This is a genomic window from Dapis hubbardiae BLCC-M172 (assembly GCF_050016015.1).
Taxonomy (GTDB): Bacteria; Cyanobacteriota; Cyanobacteriia; order Cyanobacteriales; family Microcoleaceae; genus Trichodesmium.
The window spans coordinates 1-22,147 of sequence record NZ_JBNHEQ010000100.1 but is presented as its reverse complement, the minus strand read 5'-3'; the positions used below and the strand labels follow the sequence as shown (position 1 = coordinate 22,147).

Below are 22,147 nucleotides of genomic sequence, written 5' to 3'. Positions count from 1 at the left end.
AGAGAATATAAAAAGTAGGATAGGGAAAAAAACAAAGATATTTACCAAAAAATGATGTTCAAAGCCTTCCCCTTTTAAGAGGATGAAAAAAATATTTAACTAAGTATTTCAAGCCTCCGAATAAAGTAGGAGGTTCACTGATAACTGTTTAGCGTTCCGCACAACTTTCCTATCGGAATGCTACGCAAACGTTAACGCTGCGCGACATGGAAAGCGGAGCATTCCCTATACGAAAAAACGCAGTTCCTCCGACAGGAGGCTAACTGATACAATTTATCGACGAAAGACTCAGACTTTATATGTAAAATGGGGTGATTGGTTAACACCAGTATTAGTTGTAGGAGGTGTCTTAACAAAAATAATTTTAGATGGTTTTAGGGAGTAGAGAATATAAAAAGTAGGATAGGGAAAAAAACAAAGATATTTACCAAAAAATGATGTTCAAAGCCTTCCCCTTTTAAGAGGATGAAAAAAATATTTAACTAAGTATTTCAAGCCTCCGACTAAAGTAGGAGGTTCACTGATAACTGTTAACGCAGTTCCTCCGACAGGAGGCTAACTGATACAATTTATCGACGAAAGACTCAGACTTTATATGTAAAATGGGGTGATTGGTTAACACCAGTATTAGTTGTAGGAGGTGTCTTAACAAAAATAATTTTAGATGGTTTTAGGGAGTAGAGAATATAAAAAGTAGGATAGGGAAAAAAACAAAGATATTTACCAAAAAATGAGGTTCAAAGCCTGCCCTTTTAAGGGAATGAAAAAAATATTTGGGGTAAAGCGATGCGAGAAGTGTTAATTGAAGGTTGATCAACAACTGAAGCAACAGACCAAGCTATTAACCAAATTAAAGAAATATTTTCAGTAGTGCATTAAAGAAGTCTGGGATAAGTACCTAGACAAAATTAATCAGAACATCTTTTAATACTTTGACTCAATTAAAATAGCTACTATAACCTGAAGAATTTAACCATTTATATTAGACATCTCCAGAAAAGAGGGAGTAGGTAGTAGGAAGAAATAATTGACGGTTTATGCTCAATAATTGATTTAATTTTTTATTTTTGGAGATGTCTATAGAAAAGAGGGAGTAGGGAATAGCTAGTAGGGAGTAGGGAGGCGGAGCGGCTTCTCTTAAACTACCCCCCATTATATACCTTCAGAAGCTGATTGCTTTTTTGCTACGCGACATCTTTGCGAAGCATTCCATAAGAAAAAGACCCAGTTACAACCCAGGAGGTTAGCTGAGTGCTGAATGCTACTTTAAATATTAGTTTACAATACTTCACAAGATCGGTTAATATAGTTAAAAAAAGGTTAAAGTGTTTCTAAGTTATCCCTAACTGGATAATTTTTCACCTTGAAAAGAGTTATAAAAACTAACAATCCTAATAACAACTTAAAATTTAACCATGACTGATAACCACTCCCCAGATACAGAGCAATATTCAGAAAATTCCACCGAAATAGATAAGCCAGAAGAAGCTTGTGGTGTTTTCGGGATTTATGCCCCAGAAGAAGATGTAACTAAACTTACTTATTTTGGCTTGTATGCTCTACAGCATCGAGGTCAAGAGTCAGCCGGAATAGCTACTTTTCAAGGCGATCAATTATACATACACAAAGGAATGGGGTTAGTATCTCAGGTCTTTAATGAGTCAATCTTACAACAGTTGCCTGGTAATATAGGGATTGGTCATACTCGTTATTCTACTACTGGGTCTAGTCGTATTATCAATGCTCAACCTGCCGTTGTTGATAGTCAGTTAGGTCCACTAGCTCTTGCACATAATGGTAATCTTGTCAATACAGCAGAATTAAGGGAAGAGTTAATCAAACGTGGCTGTGATTTTAAAACCACTACAGATTCAGAAATGATTGCATTGGCGATCGCCACAGAAGTTAAAATTGGTAAAAGTTGGCTAGAAGCTGCTATTAGTGCTTTTCATTTATGTCAGGGAGCTTTTAGTTTAACTATTGCTACTCCAGAAGGTTTAATGGGTGTCCGGGACCCTCATGGTGTACGACCTCTGGTGATTGGTACTTTAGAAGATATCAACCCGAAAAGATATGTCCTAGCTTCAGAAACTTGTGCATTAGATATTATTGGTGCAGAATATCTGCGAGATGTTGAACCTGGAGAGTTAGTTTGGATAACAGAAGAAGGTATGGCTTCTTTCCACTGGAATCAAAAACCCCAGAGGAAGCTATGTATTTTTGAAATGATTTATTTTGCCCGCCCCGATAGTATTATGGAAGGCAGTAGTCTATATAGCTACAGACTCAGAATTGGACGCCAATTAGCAAAAGAATCATTAGTAGACGCAGATATGGTAATAGGTGTTCCTGACTCTGGCATTCCAGCAGCGATCGGTTTTTCCCAACAATCAGGTATTCCTTATGCGGAAGGATTAATCAAAAATCGCTACGTTGGTCGTACCTTTATTCAACCGACTCAGCACATGAGGGAATCAGGTATTCGCATGAAACTTAACCCTCTCAAAGATGTGTTGGAAGGTAAGCGAGTAATTATGGTTGATGATTCCATTGTCCGGGGTAATACCAGTAAGAAAATTGTTAAAGCTTTACGAGATGCTGGCGCAACAGAAGTCCACATGAGAATTTCTTCCCCACCAGTGACTCATCCCTGTTTTTATGGAATTGACACAGATAACCAGAAACAATTAATAGGAGCCACAAAATCAGTGGCAGAAATTGCTGCACAAATAGGTGTTGACTCTCTAGCATATTTGAGTTGGGAGGGGATGTTGATATCAACAGAAGAAGACCCCAATACTTTTTGTTCTGCCTGTTTTACTGGCGACTATCCTATTCCTTTACCAGAAACATTAAAGCGTTCAAAGTTAATACTGGAAAATCCAGTTCAGGTTTAAATAGTATTATGTCTGGTTAATTAATGATAATCAAACTATTAGGTTCTAGGTATTATCTTGAGTATCTTTGACTCATTATCATGGAAAACCTCATTCTCAGAGTTTTCCTTATTTCCTTCATTTCCTGTTCTTAATTCTTGATAACTATTTAACCAGACATAATATAAAACTATAGAATAATATTTTGATAATTAATTACCAATAATCAATTTTTTCTGCTAAAGAAAGAACACACCTATTTTCAGATTATGGTGTGTTTTTTTATCAAAAGCAATATTTACTTGCTCATATTATCAATTCTTTTTTTATATTCATCCTGATTTTCTGTTTTAAATAAATCATCCATCAGCCAACCTAGTAAACCTATTTCATCATTATCATCTTTACCAAAAATTTTCAGGAAATACCTTAAGCTCTTATTGTCAAGATTATCATAAACTTCTTTTCTTACTTCACTATCAGAAATATTATCTTCTTTATTAGTCTCCTTTGCTTGCCTGATTAACTATTGAAATTTTTATCTATATTCTGTATTTATCATATTTTTTATCAATTTTCCTATGGCTTATAAACTTTAAGTTCAACCTTTATAATCAATACCTTGCTAAATTGTTTAAGACAACTTTTACAGTTTTATACTTTTTATAATTTATTAATTAGCTATGAAAGTAGTTGTAACATATTTGAAAGTGAAATGGTATAAAAACTATTACTTTGAAGAATTCCCAGATAAATTATCAATTATCCATGCGCTTTTTTTCTGTTGAATAATATAGAAGGCGTTAAACCGGATTGATTAATTATCAATTATCAATTATCCATTAGTAACTTTTGTTTGTCCCAAATATTTTTTAAGATAAGGGGAGAATACTTCATAAATTAATGTTAGTGGTTGACCATGATGCCAAAATAGATAATGTCGTCCCCAAAATGGTCCAGACTCACCAAAAGCTAACTCTAATTCTCTAGAATGACCATAATAAATTCCCTGGACATCTCGATACAATTCTGTCCGCAAACGAGCTAAACTTGCCCAAATTGGTAAAGACCGATTTTGCAAATACTCATCCACATGACTCGCTTCCCACCAAGATGTGGCATAAGCCAATCTTTGCCCAGAGGCTGTTCTTAGCCATACCTGTCGCCGTAACCTTGGGCCAGGTACAGCATGAATTAGATCGGGAGCATTGTCAAGATTCATGCCAATAGGGGACATATCAATTACATCAACTTCTGTTGGTTCAGTTGTCAATAGCTGTAAGTGACGAGTTGGAGACCCATCTCCCAGAAGTAATATTTGCCATGGGGGCGAAAGTTGGGAGTGGGGTAAACCTTGGCGAACGACTTCCTCTCCTCCTTGCCATAAGGGAGTTAAGGAATACCATGTTCTGGGCTGTGTTATTGGGTTTTTAGGTGAAATAGCAGTCATTTCAGTTATTAGTACCTCTGGTTTAAGCCTTATGCTTGAAATACTGAAGTTTATTCTTTTCATACCCTATCTAAGGGGAGGCTTCAGACCTTATCTTTTGGCCAATGCTCTTCTTTACAAAACTTAACTTCTTATTTTAATCATAGCGTTTCTACTGAATTCTTTCTAGTAGCATCACACTGTAGCAATCCTATTTTAGAGTTTGCTGAAAAAGTCTTATGAGTAAGGGGGAGAGAATAGGGACTTTTCCAATAGTTTGATTCTTAATTTTTCTGCATTTTCCCCTCATCAAAGGAGAAAAAATCCCTAGTTTTTAATCTTGATTTACTGATTTTATGACATTCCCGACCAGGAAATTCAGCACTTAAAACTATGAAAATTATCGGTTGATAGATTTATTCAGCAGATTATATTTAAGTTGTAATATTTTGGTGGTAGAGGCTATTCGTAAATCGCTTCTACAGGATTTAAGAGTAATACCAATTACCAAAAGTAATGCTATACTTCTACTTGACTTCAGAAGTAAAATAATCACCAAGATTTAAAGTCTGTTTTTGACAATTATTAATCGGTTAGTATGGGTTTTTCCTGATTTTAAACTCTCCCCCACCTCCCATACTTCTCACACTTACCCATCCAATCATATAAGCATTATTTTTGAGAAATGGTATAATAATTTAAAAAGTATTCAATTAAAAATTAACTGTTATAAAATTTTCATAACCAATGATAGGATTGCGATAAAATATGTAAGCATTTCCTGCGGAATGCGGAGCTAACAGCTATTAGCGGTCAGCTCTTCCGGAGGAAATGCTTACTAAAATATTAGTCATCATATTTTGTATTATTTGTCAAAGAAAATCAATTCCAGCATTTATGCAAAAATTATATTGATTTTGCAATGTTTGAGTATGATACAAGAGAAATAGAGAAGGTAATTTTAGGCAAGAAAAACAATGAATAAAAAACAAGAATCATCCTTGTGGAAATCAATGACTAACAAAGCTTCAGAAGTCAGAGAAAATATCGGCAAAGAAGTATCTAAAGCAAGCAAATCAATCAGTAATAAATCTTCAGAAACAGCTAAAAATAAAGCTTCAGAAATGGAACAATTTATTACTGAAAAAGCATCAAATGTTGGTAAATATTTTAGAGAAACTGCTAAAAAATCTACTTTAAAAAAACAGCAAACAGATTCGGAAGTATGGCAGGAAACAGAAAATAATTTAGAACAAGAAGAAATATATCATATCTTTGTTGGTTATCAGACTGCTAATCAGGGAGGTACTCAGAAAGTTACTCTTAAATCAGGTAAAAGTTATAACGTAAGAATTCGCCCCAATAGTACGGAAGGCTCAACTTTACGACTACAAAAATGTGGTTTACAAGGTAATGATGCTTTTCTAGTTTTACATACTTTTTATAATCCTGAATTAAACCTAGACCGCAGGATGAATAGTTTAGTAATTCGCGCATCAATTTATGAAAGAAGTAAAACTAGATGTTTAGAAGCTTATAACAGAATTAATTCTGGTTTACAGACTTATGATTTAGCAGCACTTAATTTATTGGATTTTCTTGTAGAAGCATCAAATATAGATTCACTTATTGGTTTACGCTACAGAATTGCCAGTGAAAATTCTCGGTGGGTTGGCATTGATAAAGGTTTAGAACAAGTTTTAGATTCTAGCAAATTAATGGAAGTTGAAAAGTATAATTTGAAAGCAACTTATCTATATATTAAATTTGCGGAACCTCTACCTAATTTTGATAAATTTAGACAGTTAGATGCAATTATTTTAAATTCATCCATCGCTCCAGAATTAAAAGATAAATATTTATTAGCAAGTGCAATTTCAATGACACTGAGAATAGATATGTTAATCGTAAATTTGATTTCTAGTAGTCCAGAAATAGATAATAGTAAGCATTGTAAATATTTATCTGTTTATCAAAAACTTAGGGAAGGTGCAACAGTAGATAATGGAATTATACAAAATTTAGACAGTGTAATTTTTGAAGCCGAAATTCCCAGGATTTGTAAAATCCTATATCAGCTTTTAAGAGATAGATATTTTGAATCAGAGTCAGAAATAAATCAAAATGATTTTCACACAGTTTTTAGCAAATTGAAGAAAGCAGAAAAATTTGTCAAACAGGCTGAAAATTCGGAAAAAATTACAAATAGGTTTGGTAATATTGCTATTCAAAAAGGGATGTTAATAGAGGAATTTGATGATGCTGTAATTAGTGGTGGTGTTGGGGTATTAGCAGGAGTAAAAGTATTGAACGGTGGAGAAGCTTTAATTGGAGCAGTAGGTTTAGTAGCGATCGCCTCGACTTTAGAAATGAGTATACAGGAAAAAATTAAATTAGGAATTACTGAGGAAGGTAATTTTTCTGGAGAGGTTGTTTATGGGGGAATTATGAATTCTATTAGTCAAGTTAGTTGGGTTATTGGTGATGGAGCAGAAAGAAAGTTGGAGCAGGAACTTGATATTTTTAAGATGTTTAAGGGTAATCAAAATAGAAAGCAAATTTTGCAAGAGTTGGAAACTAAGTTGTATAGTTAAAATCCATAATATTTGATTGATTAAATTATCCAATCTGAAAAAGTAATTGTTTTCGATATCTGCTGAAAGTTTCCATTGAGAAGTTTTGTACTCTACAGAACGAGTATGTTTTTTGAACTTAGGAAAACCTTTTTTTACCTTTAATCTTTTTTTGGCAGTTATCATAAAATATAGATATTGCAGACCAAGCTATTTCCACAGTAGATTGTCAAGGCAGTGAATTTAGTTTAGAAGCAAAACTAATTCTTAAGTTAATACTTTGCCATGTTTATTCAAATCATACTTATAGTCATTTTCAATCAGTAAGAATGAAACATTTTTTTAGCTGAAACCCTTTGACAGTAAGAAATTATTGTCTCAGCCTAAACTCAAATAACTATACTTATACCATTTCACTTTAAAGATGTCAGAAATAGTTTCAAAGTTATAATTTCAAATAATTCGTTGAAACTATTATAATGTCAAAGTTTTCTATCTATTAAATCTAAATTTCAACTTTTAAATTTTGACTTGTTCCTTCGGTTAAACGGTATGAAATTTTCATTTTCCATCCAATACCTTAAACATTTATTTTGGATAAACTGAGAAGTATTAAGAGCTTCATTTATTGCTTTGTATTGCTCTGGTTTAGCTTTAGCTTTAAACTCATAAATGATCATTTTGCTCAACCTAAAATATTTATATTTATACTTTCAACTATGGGATAAAATATTAAAATACATAACATCAAGTCGTCTATTTTAATCTTGGATAGTTTATGTATCTTCTGCGTTGAACCTGTTGGTTTTTATAACTATACTCAACCCAATATAGCGTTTCTCAAGCTTATGAGATACACCTATCTTTAATTTATTTTCTATTCCTGATTCCTGATTCCCTATTCCCTATTCCCTATTCCCTAAAAAAAACGAATTTTGTACCTCACGCTTCTTGGGAATTGCTACATCGGATAATACTATCAATAATTAAAAATGACTTTTTTATAATATGGGTTTGGTTACTAAACCCCGACAGTTTGGTTTGATAAATATAATAATTAAACTTACACGCTATAAGCGTAACTTTTCCCTTCTATTGTATTTAGACTTCGACTATTATATTCTGAGAAAACCAAACTAATTGAATTAATATGTCAGAACCGAGAAAGCCACTACATCCTGTTATTTCTTACAATCATATACTCTCTGAACTTTCTGTCAATCGTGAAGATCCATGTGAAGTTATTAGGGAATTAATCTCTAATTCTTATGATGCTAAAGCTTCTCAAATTCAAATATACCCACTTTTACAAGAAAAAGGATTTATATTTTTTGATAATGGTACTGGTTTAAGTGAAACAAAAGAAACTAATGGTATTACTCCTTATCGTGCGTTTTTCTCAATTGGAAAATCTACAAAAGTTGAAGGAGAATCTATTGGTTATAAATGTCAAGGTTCTAAACTTTGTTTTGCATCTAAAAAAATTACTATTATTACTAGATGTTCAGATGAACCTTCGTGGCGATATATATCAATAGATAATCCCCAAAAAAATATTAATGAGTCATTTGATATTTCTTCTCACTGTGATTATCGACCTTGGGATACTCTAAGTCAACTTTTTCTTAGACCAAAAAATCCAACAAAAAACATACTTAAAGAATTAAATCAAGATTTTTTTACTAATCATTTTAATTATCAAGGAACAATGATTATTATTGAAGGATTAGAAGTTCAAGACTTCTCAGATTTTTATTCTTCAAATGAATATGGAAAAAATGAATGGTCTTATTTGAAGAACTATATCCGCTTCAATACAAGACATGGCGACATGAGAATACTGAGACCTAGCTATACAGGTTTTCCTCAAAGGAGAGAAGTTTCATTTAGAGAAACTATTGGATACAACGACCAATGCCAACTTTTTTTATGGTCTATGATTAGATATAATAAATATGGATTACATGAAATTAAGCCAGGATATCCTTATTTAAAAAAACCTGATGCCACTGAAAAAATCAAAACTCCTGCTGAATTATCAAGTCTTTATAGTGGTAAATTTTCAGGCCGTTATTGTTCTACTTTTTTACATGACGAAATAACTTATTGTATTACTTTAGCAATAGATGGAAATAAAAGAGCATTAGAGAAATATCCAGAATTAGGTAGAAAAGGTTATAGCAAATCTGGAATTAAATTAGTAGATCAAAGAGGAACTTTCATTTCATCTGAAGGTGTAAAAATTTGCCCTTACAATAAAATTTTTGAGCATTCATCATTAGAAAAATATTCCATACTTGCAGATAAAAAAGCTCAATCTCATTATATTTTGATAATCAACGGTAGTTTTAGCGTAGTGACAAATAGAAATTCCTTGACTGATGATTCTAAACAAATTTTAAAAGACAATTCATTCCTAGAACATATAAAAAATTTTTTAGATGAAGCTCAAGATGAAGCTCAAGGAAAAGTTCCTGTTTTTCGCGAATTGATTGAAAGATTAAACAAGGAAAATGAAGAAACAAGATTAGCTGCGTATCGTCAAAAATTAGATAAACTTAAAAAAGGTATTCAATATAGAACAAGATTTAAAGTTAATAATATAGAACAATTAAAAGATAAATGGATTGTAGGACCAAAAGAAGGAGAAGAACATTGGGTTGGAGCATTATATACCATGTTTTCTCATCTAGTTACTGTTGACTCACCTTATGCAAAATTATGGGTACGCCCAATAACTTTTCGTGGTTTTGGTATCGATAGTATAGCTCTTCCTTTAGAAGAAAATACTTTCAAATATACAGCTTACAAAGGACTAGAATATAAATACAATTTTTCCGAAGCTGATGAATATAATCATCCTTTTACTGTAACTAATTTTATAGTTTGTTGGGATATGCCTATCCCAAAAGAGGGAGAACAAATTAAGGATGCTTATGAATATTTTGGTTATGTATCTTTAACAGAAGAATTAGATGATATTGGTTATGAAATTGTTGAGATTCAAAGTCAAACAGGTAAACCTCACTATGAAAATATTAAAGTAATTAGCTTATACAAATTACTAAAAAAAACTTTTGATTGTCAATTTATTACTCCACCTCAACCTAAATAAGTATCTTCTAATATGTAGAGCTATAGTTTTTTTGTGTAGAGGAGTTGTTAGTATTTCCTAGAAAGTAGACCTGCTTAAGGTCGCTATTCTCTAATTCCAGGGATTAAAATAATTTATTTCTATGGAATTCTTAACTGGGAAGACTGTGTTATTATTGAGTTGTTCAAAATCTATAGGTAGATAAGCCCACCTAAGCAAAACATCTCTTTGTATTTTGCCTAGTTGAAGAGTAAATAAACTATAGCGCTATAGTTTCTCTGCCAAATATTTTCTGATTATTTGACCTCTCAAAAATTATCAGCATCCTCCTACCCAAGCAAAACATCTTTAAGACAATTTAATTTCTCAAACCCAACAGTAAATAAACTATAGCGCTATAGTTTCTCTGCCAAATATTCTATGATTAATAGAATATAAAAATTAGAAGGAATTACTATCTTGATTTTCCTTTGATTTATGGATAAACCCACTTAAGTCAAACATCTCCAAGTATTTTGCCTAGTTGAACATTAAATAAACTATAGCGCTATAGTTTCTCTGCCAAATAATTTCTGATTATTTGACCATTCAGAAATTATCAGTATCACCTGAAGGTAACTCAATAGATATCCTTGTATTTTTTTTCCTTAATTACTCATCATTTCTAGGACTATAGTTTCTCTGGCAAAGTTATAGATGTCAAAATAGTAATATAATTTTGATATTATATTTGTGAAATTACTATTTCGAGTATCCTCTCAGTCTTAGGAAATATAACCACCTCAGCAAAACACCTCCTTGTATTTTGTTCCCTTGAACAGTAAATAAACTATAGCGCTATAGTTTCTGTGCCAAATAATTTCTGATTATTTGACCATTCAAAAATTATCAGTATCACCTGAAGGTAACTCAATAGATATCCTTGTATTTTCCTCCCTTAATTACTAATAATCTCTAGGACTATAGTTTCTCTGGCAAAGTTATAGATGTAAAAATAGTAATAGAATATCACAATTATATTTATGAAATTACTATTTCAATCATCCTCTGAGTCTTAGGAAATATACCCACACAAGTCAAACATCTCCAAGTATTTTGTTCCCTTGAACAGTAAATAAACTATAGCGCTATAGTTTCTGTGCCAAATAATTTCTGATTATTTGACCATTCAAAAATTATCAGTATCACCTGAAGGTAACTCAATAGATATCCTTGTATTTTCCTCCCTTAATTACTAATAATCTCTAGGACTATAGTTTCTCTGGCAAAGTTATAGATGTAAAAATAGTAATAGAATATCACAATTATATTTATGAAATTAGTATTTCGAGCATCCTCTGAGTCTTAGGAAATATACCCACCCAAGTCAAACAGTACCTTGTATTTTGTTCCCTTGAACAGTAAATAAACTATAGCGCTATAGTTTTCCCTCTCCATATCTCACCTTAATCCCGGCGACAACAAAATATATATAATAGTAGTTAGTCCTGCTTGCTGTAGAATAAACCTCTTCAGGACTATCCAACCAATCCATAGTAAAAATTGTAATTATTTATCAAAATTTGATTGAGGAAATTACTATTTTGACCTTCTTTTCTATTTAGCGATCGCCCCTCCACAAAAAGGAACCACACACTCAAACATTTCTAGCCACTTTACCCTACCAAAACACTACATAAACTATAGCGCTATAGTTTTTACTCTCCATATCTCACCTTAATCCCGGCGACAACAAAATATATATAATAGTAGTTAGTCCTGCTTGCTGTAGAATAAACCTCTTCAGGACTATCCAACCAATCCATAGTAAAAATTGTAATTATTTATCAAAATTTGATTGAGGAAATTACTATTTTGACCTTCTTTTCTATTTAGCGATCGCCCCTCCACAAAAAGGAACCACACACTCAAACATTTCTAGCCACTTTACCCTACCAAAACACTACATAAACTATAGCGCTATACTTTCCACTCTCCACATCTACTATTAATTCTTTAGTCCAAAAAAGATAAAATCAGAGGTTATGACTTTAACCCCTGACTAATCTATTATGCGGATGGCGAGACTCGAACTCGCAAGGCAAAGCCACACGCACCTCAAGCGTGCGCGTATACCAATTCCGCCACACCCGCTCTAGTTAGCATTATGTCAACTAAACTTCTATAAAATATTAGAATTTTAGCTAACAATATACAATAATAACATAAAATTCTGGAATGTCTACAATAAATTTTCTCAAATCTTTGTTGATATAGCAGTCCTCTTTAATCATAGTAAGAATGTAGGGGTGAATAGCCAGCCATTCACCCGTACTAGCTTCTGACCCAAAAATAAGGTCAATAGCCTTCCCTTTCCCAGGGATGAAAAAAATAAACTTTGGTATTTCAACCCTCTGACTTTAACCAGAGATACTGATAACTGATAACTGATAACTGATAACTGATATGCGGTTCTCTAAAATCCTAATAGCCAACCGAGGCGAAATAGCCCTACGCATTCTCCGCACCTGCGAAGAAATGGGCTTATCTACCATAGCCGTCCATTCAACCATAGACCGCCACGCCCTCCATGTACAAATGGCAGACGAAGCAGTTTGTATTGGTGAACCTACCAGCAGCAAAAGCTACCTCAATATCCCCAACATTATCTCCGCTGCCTTAACTCGTGATGCATCTGCCATCCATCCAGGTTATGGCTTTCTGGCTGAAAATGCCCGATTTGCAGAAATCTGTGCTGACCACGACATTGCTTTTATTGGCCCATCACCAGAAGGAATGCGGGCAATGGGGGACAAATCTACAGCCAAAGAAACCATGCAAAAAGCCGGAGTTCCTACAGTTCCTGGAAGTGACGGTATTTTAACAGATGAAAAAGAAGTAGTAGCGATCGCCGAAAAAATCGGCTTTCCTCTAATGATTAAAGCTACTGCTGGAGGTGGGGGACGAGGTATGAGACTGGTTCGCCAAGCTGAGGAACTGACAAAATTATTTCAAGCTGCCCAAGGAGAAGCAGAAGCAGCTTTTGGCAACCCTGGAGTTTACATAGAGAAATTCATTGAACGCCCCCGTCACATTGAATTTCAAATCTTAGCTGATAGTTACGGAAATGTAATTCACCTAGGAGAAAGAGACTGTTCAATTCAGCGTCGCCATCAAAAGCTACTCGAAGAAGCTCCAAGTCCAGCATTAAATCCTAAACTTCGGCAAAAAATGGGCGAAGCAGCGGTTAAGGCAGCCAAGTCTATCAACTATATTGGTGCTGGTACGGTGGAATTTCTCCTGGACCAGTCTGGTCAATTCTACTTTATGGAGATGAATACCAGGATTCAAGTAGAACATCCAGTCACAGAAGTAATTACAGGACTTGATTTAATTGCCGAACAAATTAAAATTGCCCAAGGAGAGAAATTACCACTAAATCAAAAACAGATAAACTTTAATGGTCATGCCATAGAATGTCGGATTAACGCCGAAGACCCAGACCACAATTTTCGTCCCAATCCAGGTCGTATTAGTGGATATCTACCACCAGGAGGGCCTGGAGTCAGGATGGACTCTCATGTTTATACAGATTACGAGATTCCACCCTATTATGATTCCTTGATTGGTAAATTAATAGTCTGGGGACACGACCGTCCTACTGCTATTCAGAGAATGAAACGTGCTTTGAGAGAATGTGCTGTTACAGGAGTTCCGACTACTATAGGTTTTCATCAAAGAATTCTAGAGACACCAGAATTTATTGGTGGGGAAGTCTATACTAACTTTGTTGAAAATATGATGAACAAAGAAGCAAAATAATCCTAAGATAATCGGTAATAAGTTTGCTTTAATAAGGGATTCAAAAATTTAGGTATTCTTGTCTTTATGATCAACTTAAAAGTTGAAAAAAACTTGAATATAGCTATCCTTAGAGATTATTGGCAAAGGAAATATAAAAAGGAGATAGGGAACATTTCATTAATTGATAATTGATAATAGATAATTGATAATTACCTCTGGTTAAAACCGCTACGGAATTGAAGATAAGGAAATTCAAGATCACTTTTTTCTCTTGAAATCGAAGGCTTTATACCTTGATTTTTCGGTAATAAGAAAGAATAAATTAAGACAATTATTTATCACTTAAAAATCTAGGAATAGTATGTACCTTTCCTCCTCTGGATATTTACCAAAAAGTAAAGGTTTAAAGCCTCTCACTCACCGTGGAGAAGCAAGAAAAAATTTTCCTTCTATTCAATGCTATTCCTTTTAGGGAGAGGTAATTATCAATTATCCATTATTGAACAGATTTTAACCTTTTGAAGTCTTACCTCTTTTAGATTTTAGTTACTCTAAGCTATTTTAATATTTGTTTGAGAAACAGTCTCTTAGAGATTATTGGCAAAGGAAATATAAAAAGGAGATAGGGAACAGTTCATTAATTGATAATTGATAATGGATAATTGATAATTACCTCTGGTTAAAACCGCTACGGAATTGAAGATAAGGAAATTCAAGATCACTTTTTTCTCTTGAAATCGAAGGCTTTATACCTTGATTTTTCGGTAATAAGAAAGAATAAATTAAGACAATTATTTATCACTTAAAAATCTAGGAATATATGTACTGAAAACCTCTCTATATTTTAACACTTACCTACTTATCGCTTTGAGCTTTTAGTCACTATTTGGTGCCTTAAATGCTTATTTGAAAAACTGTCTCTTACAGCGCTTACCGTTGTTATGATGTACAAAATTTTAGGTTTGAGGGAACAGGGAACAGGTATGGAGGGAATAGGGAATACAAAAGAATAAAAACACCTGTACCTCATAGCTTCGGAAACTTCTGTATGTTTAAGATAACTACCTTTTATAATCTCTGATTTTGCTAATAACTTTACCGAAAAATTAAGGTATCAAGCCTCTCCATTCATAGAGAAACAAAGAAAAAAAATCCTTTTAGCTAATCCTCTTCTTTATAAGAAGAGGTAATTAATCTAATAATTATTAATCGTTTAATTTTAGCTACAGCATCATTGTTAATAAACCTTGCTGTCCTAAAAGCATCTCTCGCAGTAAGCTGAAAATACCCACCCAAATAATAGGGCTAATATCTACCCCACCCAGAGGAGGCACAATTTTTCTTGTGGGAGCTAAGAATGGTTCTGTAGGCCAAAAAATCAAATTAAATGGAAATTGATTGATATTTACCTGGGGATACCATGTCAGAACAATTCGGAAAATAAATAAGAAAGTCATTAACCCCAGGGAAATGCCTAGAGTCCAATTAACTAATGTCAGATAGTCCATTATAAAGCCAGTTAATTTTTAACTTTTGTCAAGAAGATCGTTATTCATTGTATTGCAAATTATTAAGCCAGACTCATATAGCTTACGATTTACTAACTCAAATAAGAAACCGAGTTTATTGCCCTAATTAGGGCTTGCTGATTAAATATAAAAGCATTGACAGATATTGGTTTGAGCAATTTTCGTTCTGGAAAAAGTACCAGCTTTTTGCTTGATCAAGCGGAAAAAGTCAGCATTTTGGGTAGATTATGGCAGAAAAATCACTCTTACTATTCTTCCTCCTGTCTCCTCTATAATTCAAACTTCTCCTGACTTCCCCTCCACCGGAGGGGTTAGGGGTGGGTTGACTCCTGACTCCTGGCTCCTAACCTCGCCCATAAGAGTTTTTCAGCAAACCCTAATTATTGTTTCAAATCACTAAATTTCCTTGAGCAACTTGGTTTTAACGATTTTAGCTTTGTCGGTCTACTACGATTTTCATAGCAACGAAATTATAGAAATAGCAAATTAAGCTGTTATGGATTTAAACTACATATTTTTTTTGTGTCTAGTTAGGGTTTGGTGATTAAATATAAAAGCTTTGACAGATAAAGTTTTTAGCATTTTTAGGTCTGGAAAAAGTACGAACTTTTAGGTCAAAAAGGTTTAAAATTTTAGCATTTTTTGCTCAATATGAAAAATCACTCTTATAGCGCTACCCATTAAGGTTAGGACATTTTAAATCCTGTTAGCAGAGCTTTTCCCTATACGAAAAACCCTTTGACCGTCTACTGTTTCCTGTTCCCTCTCTTCGTGCGCGTTCCCTTGCGTCTTACGCCGACGCGGGGTCGCACCGCTGTTCCCTGTTCCCTATTCCCTATTCCCTAGGGCTATACTATTCTTCCGACTATCTACTTGCTCATTCCCCATTTCCCCTGACTCCTGACTCCTAGCACTACTAAAAGACTTTTTCAGCAACCCCTAGTTAATATAGTCATTTCACTTTAGATTCAGACAAAGCTTCCTTGCTATGAAGGAGTTTCAGACGAAAAAAGTCTTATTTTTAAGTTAAACTACAATAAGACAACCATTCTGACTTCTGACTTCTGAATTCTGACTTCTAAGCTACTTGCAGATATTAGGCAAAAAATTTGACTAAATAGATTAATATTAAAAATTAAAGGAAATCAATTTTTGTAACAAAGGGTAATAATTTATGACTCCTTCTTTATCAAACTTCTTCTTCAGTCTATTAGCAGGAACTTTAATTGTAGTGATTCCGGCTACAATTTTTCTGATATTCGTCAGCCAAACCGACAAAGTTACTCGTTCCTAGACTCTAGATATTTTTCTTTATGGCTCAAAGGTTGATTAAAACTATTGCAGAGGACTTTCTTCCATAAAATTAACCTGACCTTTATTTTAAACCTCAGCTAAAGTAAAAGGGAGACAGCGATAAAATTGTCCAACCCCTACAAACTGAGGTTTTTCTTTGTTAAATTGAGAATGTATGATCGGACAAAGACAAATATTAAGTGAAATTTATATATATAAATAGCTTAAAGCCTTAAGACCAGGCTAGGGTCAAGATTATTAACCCAAATAGCTAACTTGTGACTGATTAGGAGAATTATAATGGTAAATTTAGGATTTGGATTTCAGACTCTCATGGGAGTAATTCTGGCCTTAGCTGGAGCTGGCCTCTACTTTCTCCGTACATGGCGTCCGAAGCTAGCAAGAGATCACGATATTTTCTTTGCAGCAATTGGTTTACTATCTGGAGGTATTCTAGTATTTCAGGGTTGGAGACTAGACCCAATTTTAGCTTTTGGTCAGTTCTTATTAACTGGTTCTACTATATTCTTTGCAGCAGAAGCCATAAGTCTGAGGGGAGTTACAACTAAGCAAGCTAGAGAACGCACACCTGTTGTAGATGAAGAAAGGTCAGTCAGTCCTGTTTATAGCTATGCAGAAACAGAGTTTGATGAACTAGAGCCTTATGAAGAATATCCTGGTAAACGTCGCATCAGAGGATCTGAAGATTATCGTTCTTCTAGAGCAGATTATTATGAAGATGACTACCGCCGTCGTCCTCCTAGCCGTAGAAGCAATAGCAATTATGATAGACCAGGAGAACCAAAACCAAAATTACGCAAGCGTAGTAGTCGTCCAGAAGATTATTCAAGGTCATCTGAAGGTTGGGAAACTTCTGTAGATCCAGAAAATAGGCGACCTCGTTCTCGTAGTCGGGAGAACTTTGGTGATACAAATGGTCAGGAAAATAGACCACCTCGTTATATTAGTCGAGATAGCTGGGAAAGTGCAACTGATGAAGAAATATCCCGTGGCGGTAGTAGTCGATCTACTCCCATAGCAAATTATTCAGAAGAAAGACCTCCTAGAACTAGGAAAAGTCGTCCTCCAGAAGGATTATCTTCTGGTAGAGAAGTGACACCTACAGATTATGTAGAGTATACTCCGATGGACTCTGCTGATAATGATATTGATGGTTCTACAAACTCTTAATACCAGTAGGAATGAGGCGCGGATAATTATTTTTACTGATATTTAATGGCGAAAGTTAAAGATGAAAATTCATATTTTCCTCATTCCTTATATTTTTTCTGTAGCTGAATCTCATTTTATTCATTAATTGGCGTTGGTGAATGATTGTATGATTTTTAAGAGTTAGGAGTTAGGAGTTAGGAGTCAGGAGTTAAAACAGCTTTTTCCTTACTATCAATCTTACGACCATAAGAATTTCATACCTTATTTCACCAATGCCTATTAATTTATAATGGATAATTACCGAATAATTAATAATTAAATAATTCGGGTTAAAAGACGACCATTTTAAGGAAAAAAAAAGAAATTTTTTTCCTTCTTAGTTAATTCTCTCACTTTGAGGGAGAGGTAATTATTGATTGTTTCCGCTGTCCCCGACATAAAAATTGTTAATTGCTGAACTATTTAACAATAGATAATGGATAGTGAATAATGGATAATTATATTATCTGAACGAGTTATACCAATTACCAAAAGTAATGCTATACTTATGCTTGACTTCTGAAGTCAAATAACTACTAAGATTCAAAGTCTGTTTTTAGCAATTATTAGTCGTTTAGTATAAGTTTTTCCTACTTTTAACCTCTCCCTACCTCCCAGACTTCCCACAGTTAACCAGCCAATTATATATAGCATTCTTTTTGAGAAATGGTATTAGATAGGAATAGGGAGATAAAATCAGATATTTAAAAAACTCTTTCATTATCAATTATCCATTGGTCAATGATTTAACTGTAAGAACTAAACTGTAAAAAATTAAAATACTTTACTCCTGCTGATTATTAGTTAGTGAAAATCTAGGTTAATATGAATGCTCATTGATGATAGGAATTAAAATAAGCAACTACATAGGCAAAGATGACTTGAGTCTCCTAGCTAATAATATGCTTAAAAAGTATCTTTGAAGTGTAAAAAAAATATATGGTTGTTAGCAATTTTGAGTCGGTCATTTAAGTTATCAGTTATCATTATCTCCTGGAATTAAGGATGCTAAAAATACTGAAGTTGATTTTTTCATCCCCTTAAAAGAGGCTGCTTGAGACCTGATTTTTCAAGATTTATAATTATACTAAATTGAAAAAAACTTGACTATATATCCGAGCAAGAATAAGAATTTAGTAGATATAATGTAGATTGACTTGGTTACTATACTTAGGTTTTGTCAGTAATGGTTTACTAAAGCATAAATTTATTGAAGCCAGGTGAAATAAGAATTTTCCTGCCGAATGCAGAGCTAACAGTTAAGTTGATGAATCAGCTATTAACAGACAATCTCCAACATTTTCTCTGTTATATTTGAAATGTAGCTGAGTTATTTAGGTCTATATATAGATTATGATTTAGTTAAAGCTAACAAAAAAAGAAAAATTACAGAGCAACCCAGGATAATTAAATATAAAAGAAAAAAGGTAATGGCTACAGTTAGTTATCCAGTGGTAGCCATGAAAAATCAAAGGAAATTCAATTCAAGTAAGATGAGGCAATACTTTTCATTAATGGATAATGGATAATTACCTCTGGTTAAAACCGTTACGGAATTGAATATAAGGAAATACCCTAGCACTTTTTTTTCCCTTGTAGAGCGACAGCCCGCGGCGCAGCCAAGGGGAGGCTTTTAACCTAAATTATTTAATTAATAATTACCTCTCCTTAAAATAAGAGACTGTTTGTAAAAGGAATATTAAATCCAGGCGTAGGGTGGGGAGGGTGAGGCGACTATAAACATCAATCGTAACCAAAATTTAACTTTTAGCGGTAACCCACCGAACATTAAGCTCTCTGGCTGTCTTAATCTTTAGTTTACAAACACTCTCTAAGAGGATTGACCAAAATGATTTTTTTGATTTTTTCTCCTTAAAAGGAGAGGCTTTAGACCTTAATTATTCGGTAAGAATACCTTCTGCATCCATAAGCATTGTAATTCCTATTTTGCAGATCGCTGAAACTCTTGATATTTGATTATCAATTCGTAAATCCTAACTTATTGAGACAAAATAATTATTTTAAGATAGATTAATAAGTAGTTTAGAGCAGCAATAAAGTTCCATATAACTTGAAGAAAAATTGTATTAATCACTAATACCAGGCGTGATAAATTTTTGCTACAAATATTTACTGCTGCTTAGGAGTTAGGTAGAGGAGATGTCGAATTGGCGATCTAAAGTCACGATGAATATAATCTAACCATTTTTTCTTTTTCTTTTAAGTCTTTATTTTTACTCAAAGAGAGATTAAAATAAACTTCTTTGATAGTTCAAGCTTATTTGTAATATTATTTTGTCACCCTTGGTATAACTAAATAATTAGTTATCTAAATTAGATTCCACAAGCAACAATGAATGTCAAACTTTTGCAAAAAGCTACATCAGGAATATTAGTAGTAGGAATAGGAGTAGTTGTAAATTTAACTAACTTTTCTGCCGTTAATGCTCAAATAAGATCAGATACAACCATAAAAATTCGGCACAAAAACCAAACAGAATCAATACTTGCTCTTAGTATAGAAGAACAAACTAATATTCGTGTTTATCAACGAGCAAATCAAGCCGTAGTCTCCATAGATACAGATAAAACAAACGGTAGCGGTACAATTATATCTCCCGATGGAATGGTATTAACTAATGCTCATGTTGTATCCCAAGGTGGTATAGTACAAATGACTTTAGCAGATGGAAGAAAAGTTAAAGCAGATGTCATAGGCTTTGGTGAAAAAGGTTTAGACTTAGCAGTTCTAAAAATTAGAGGAGAAACAAACCTTCCCACCATTAGAATAGCTCGTCCTGGTTATACAAAAGTAGGTCAGCGAGCTTTTGCCATAGGCAATCCTTTTGGTAGATTTCAAGGTACTCTTACTGTAGGAATAGTTAGTCGTATAGATCAAGAAAGAGGTTTGATCCAAACAGATGCAGCTATTAATCCAGGAAACTCTGGGGGACCATTATTGAATAGTGCTGGAGAACTTATAGGTGTAAATACCGCTATATTTACTCGTGGTCAATTAGGAGGTAACATTGGTATTGGCTTTGCCATATCTATAGATAGAGTCCCAGAGTTTCTCCAAGCAGTTCGAGAAGGACGAGCACCTTTAGTAGCTCAACAACAAACTGCGATGTTTGATGAAGAGCTTGCTAAACAATTAGACCTTAATGCTTTAATAGAAGTAAAAGGAAATTTAGATAGACAATCTAATGTACTACCTGTAGATAATAGTTACTATGACCTTTATGCTTTTGAAGGTAAAGCAGGTCAAAAAATTTCTATTGATATGAGCAGCAACCAAATAGATTCCTACTTAATTTTATTAAACTCAAAGGATCAAGAATTGGCTCAAGATGATGATAGCGGAGGAGAGAAAAATGCCAGAATTATAATTACATTACCAGAGGATGGAACCTATAAGTTATTAGCAAATTCTTATGAAGCAGGAGAGTCAGGAGAGTATGAGTTGAAAATTGAGGCAATTTCACCTCGAATTAGACCTTTCTTTGAACGAGAAAGGAGCAACTATTATAGATAAATAGTCTAAAATTTTCTCTAGTATTGATTTATCGGAAGAGAATATAAAATCAAAAAAAATAGAGTGGAAATTTAGAAGTAAACCCAAAAGTAATAGATAAAAATGTTAGAAATAGCTGATAAAAACTAATAAAAAAACAGTTAATAAACTCAAGAATAACCATTGGTTGGGAAATCAAAAGAAAAATGATTGTGCCGAAACGGTCTAATAACAATGACCAGAAAATTTGCCATAGGTTAGATTTTATATATGGATTGTATATATATACATATTTATATTTAAACCCTGCCCTTAAAGAGGATATCTTTGTGGCTTCAATTATTGGTATTGAATAACTTCTATTCTTTTGAATGTTATTTTTTCTAGCTTCTATCTAATAGTATAGCAATATTTCTAATAATTGCTATAAATCCTGACTAAAATCTACCCTAAACTTTTTTAGTTAATAATTATTTGTGATTATTTCCCACTATGCTAGTAGGCTAGTTGGAGAATTTAAGTAATATATTTGAGGTGATTAATGCGTCAAGCAAGATTTTGGGCGATCGCTCCTTTTAGTCTACTAACTATTCTGGGAAAACCTTTACTTTCCCCTCTAGTTCCACCCGATCAGGTGGTTGTAAATTCTAGCTCTATAAATGAAATCCTAACTAAGTCGGAAATTTTAGTCCAGGATACTTCATCTTCAGAGGAGAGTCCATCACCAGAAATTACACCCATTCCAGAAGTAACCCCACTGCCAGAAACTACTCCCACTTCAGAGGAAACTCCATCACCAGAAATTACACCCATTCCAGAAGTAACCCCACTGCCAGAAACTACT

At 33.6% G+C, this 22,147-nt stretch carries 9 protein-coding genes, 1 tRNA gene and 1 pseudogene; 8 read left to right on the top strand and 3 right to left on the bottom strand.

Translation table 11 applies throughout. The features are described 5' to 3' along the window. Window positions 1-1,415: 1,415 nt before the first annotated feature. Complete coding sequence (gene purF, locus ACP6PK_RS09625; RefSeq protein ID WP_426559411.1) at window positions 1,416-2,897, top strand: amidophosphoribosyltransferase; 1,482 nt, start codon at window positions 1,416-1,418, stop codon at window positions 2,895-2,897. Between the two features lie 814 nt (window positions 2,898-3,711). Here the strand turns inward: purF and ACP6PK_RS09620 are convergent. Then, a complete protein-coding gene (locus ACP6PK_RS09620) occupies window positions 3,712-4,326 on the bottom strand; it encodes a chorismate lyase (RefSeq protein WP_094671484.1) in 615 nt (204 codons plus the stop codon). Between the two features lie 956 nt (window positions 4,327-5,282). Here ACP6PK_RS09620 and ACP6PK_RS09615 point away from each other — a divergent pair. Both ACP6PK_RS09615 and ACP6PK_RS09610 read left to right on the top strand, forming a co-directional pair. Beyond that, a complete protein-coding gene (locus tag ACP6PK_RS09615) occupies window positions 5,283-6,899 on the top strand; it encodes a hypothetical protein (RefSeq protein ID WP_426559410.1) in 1,617 nt (538 codons plus the stop codon). A gap of 1,129 nt (window positions 6,900-8,028) precedes the next feature. Beyond that, a complete protein-coding gene (locus ACP6PK_RS09610; protein ID WP_426559409.1) occupies window positions 8,029-9,993 on the top strand; it encodes an ATP-binding protein in 1,965 nt (654 codons plus the stop codon). Between the two features lie 2,031 nt (window positions 9,994-12,024). Here the strand turns inward: ACP6PK_RS09610 and ACP6PK_RS09605 are convergent. Then, a tRNA-Leu gene (locus ACP6PK_RS09605) sits at window positions 12,025-12,105 on the bottom strand. Window positions 12,106-12,417: 312 nt separating this feature from the next. Between ACP6PK_RS09605 and accC the strand changes: the two genes are divergently transcribed. Beyond that, window positions 12,418-13,773 (top strand): acetyl-CoA carboxylase biotin carboxylase subunit, encoded by a 1,356-nt coding sequence (gene accC / locus ACP6PK_RS09600; protein ID WP_426559408.1) that lies wholly within the window; start codon window positions 12,418-12,420, stop codon window positions 13,771-13,773. A gap of 1,205 nt (window positions 13,774-14,978) precedes the next feature. On the opposite strand, the gene ACP6PK_RS09595 is transcribed toward accC, so the two are convergent. Further along, window positions 14,979-15,263: a YggT family protein gene (locus ACP6PK_RS09595; protein ID WP_094672385.1), complete on the bottom strand. Its 285-nt coding sequence runs from the start codon at window positions 15,261-15,263 to the stop codon at window positions 14,979-14,981. Window positions 15,264-16,458: 1,195 nt separating this feature from the next. Between ACP6PK_RS09595 and psbX the strand changes: the two genes are divergently transcribed. From psbX to ACP6PK_RS09575, 4 genes and pseudogenes are all read left to right on the top strand, one after another. Further along, on the top strand, window positions 16,459-16,578 hold the full coding sequence (psbX, locus tag ACP6PK_RS09590) for a photosystem II reaction center X protein (RefSeq protein ID WP_094672386.1): 120 nt from the start codon (window positions 16,459-16,461) through the stop codon (window positions 16,576-16,578). Between the two features lie 299 nt (window positions 16,579-16,877). Continuing rightward, window positions 16,878-17,768, top strand: coding sequence for a Ycf66 family protein (locus tag ACP6PK_RS09585; protein WP_426559407.1), 891 nt, complete (start codon window positions 16,878-16,880; stop codon window positions 17,766-17,768). A 2,374-nt stretch (window positions 17,769-20,142) separates the two neighbouring features. Further along, window positions 20,143-21,324, top strand: a complete 1,182-nt coding sequence (locus ACP6PK_RS09580) for a trypsin-like peptidase domain-containing protein (protein WP_426559406.1) — start codon at window positions 20,143-20,145, stop codon at window positions 21,322-21,324. Between the two features lie 520 nt (window positions 21,325-21,844). After that, window positions 21,845-22,147 (top strand): annotated as a pseudogene (locus ACP6PK_RS09575) (hypothetical protein); the annotation flags it as partial.

Bases quoted from the DNA above. Each gene is read 5' to 3' on its own strand.
- purF (WP_426559411.1), top strand. From the start codon at position 1,416: ATGACTGATAACCACTCCCCAGATACAGAGCAATATTCAGAAAATTCC.
- ACP6PK_RS09620 (WP_094671484.1), bottom strand. From the start codon at position 4,326: ATGACTGCTATTTCACCTAAAAACCCAATAACACAGCCCAGAACATGG.
- ACP6PK_RS09615 (WP_426559410.1), top strand. From the start codon at position 5,283: ATGAATAAAAAACAAGAATCATCCTTGTGGAAATCAATGACTAACAAA.
- ACP6PK_RS09610 (WP_426559409.1), top strand. From the start codon at position 8,029: ATGTCAGAACCGAGAAAGCCACTACATCCTGTTATTTCTTACAATCAT.
- accC (WP_426559408.1), top strand. From the start codon at position 12,418: ATGCGGTTCTCTAAAATCCTAATAGCCAACCGAGGCGAAATAGCCCTA.
- ACP6PK_RS09595 (WP_094672385.1), bottom strand. From the start codon at position 15,263: ATGGACTATCTGACATTAGTTAATTGGACTCTAGGCATTTCCCTGGGG.
- psbX (WP_094672386.1), top strand. From the start codon at position 16,459: ATGACTCCTTCTTTATCAAACTTCTTCTTCAGTCTATTAGCAGGAACT.
- ACP6PK_RS09585 (WP_426559407.1), top strand. From the start codon at position 16,878: ATGGTAAATTTAGGATTTGGATTTCAGACTCTCATGGGAGTAATTCTG.
- ACP6PK_RS09580 (WP_426559406.1), top strand. From the start codon at position 20,143: ATGAATGTCAAACTTTTGCAAAAAGCTACATCAGGAATATTAGTAGTA.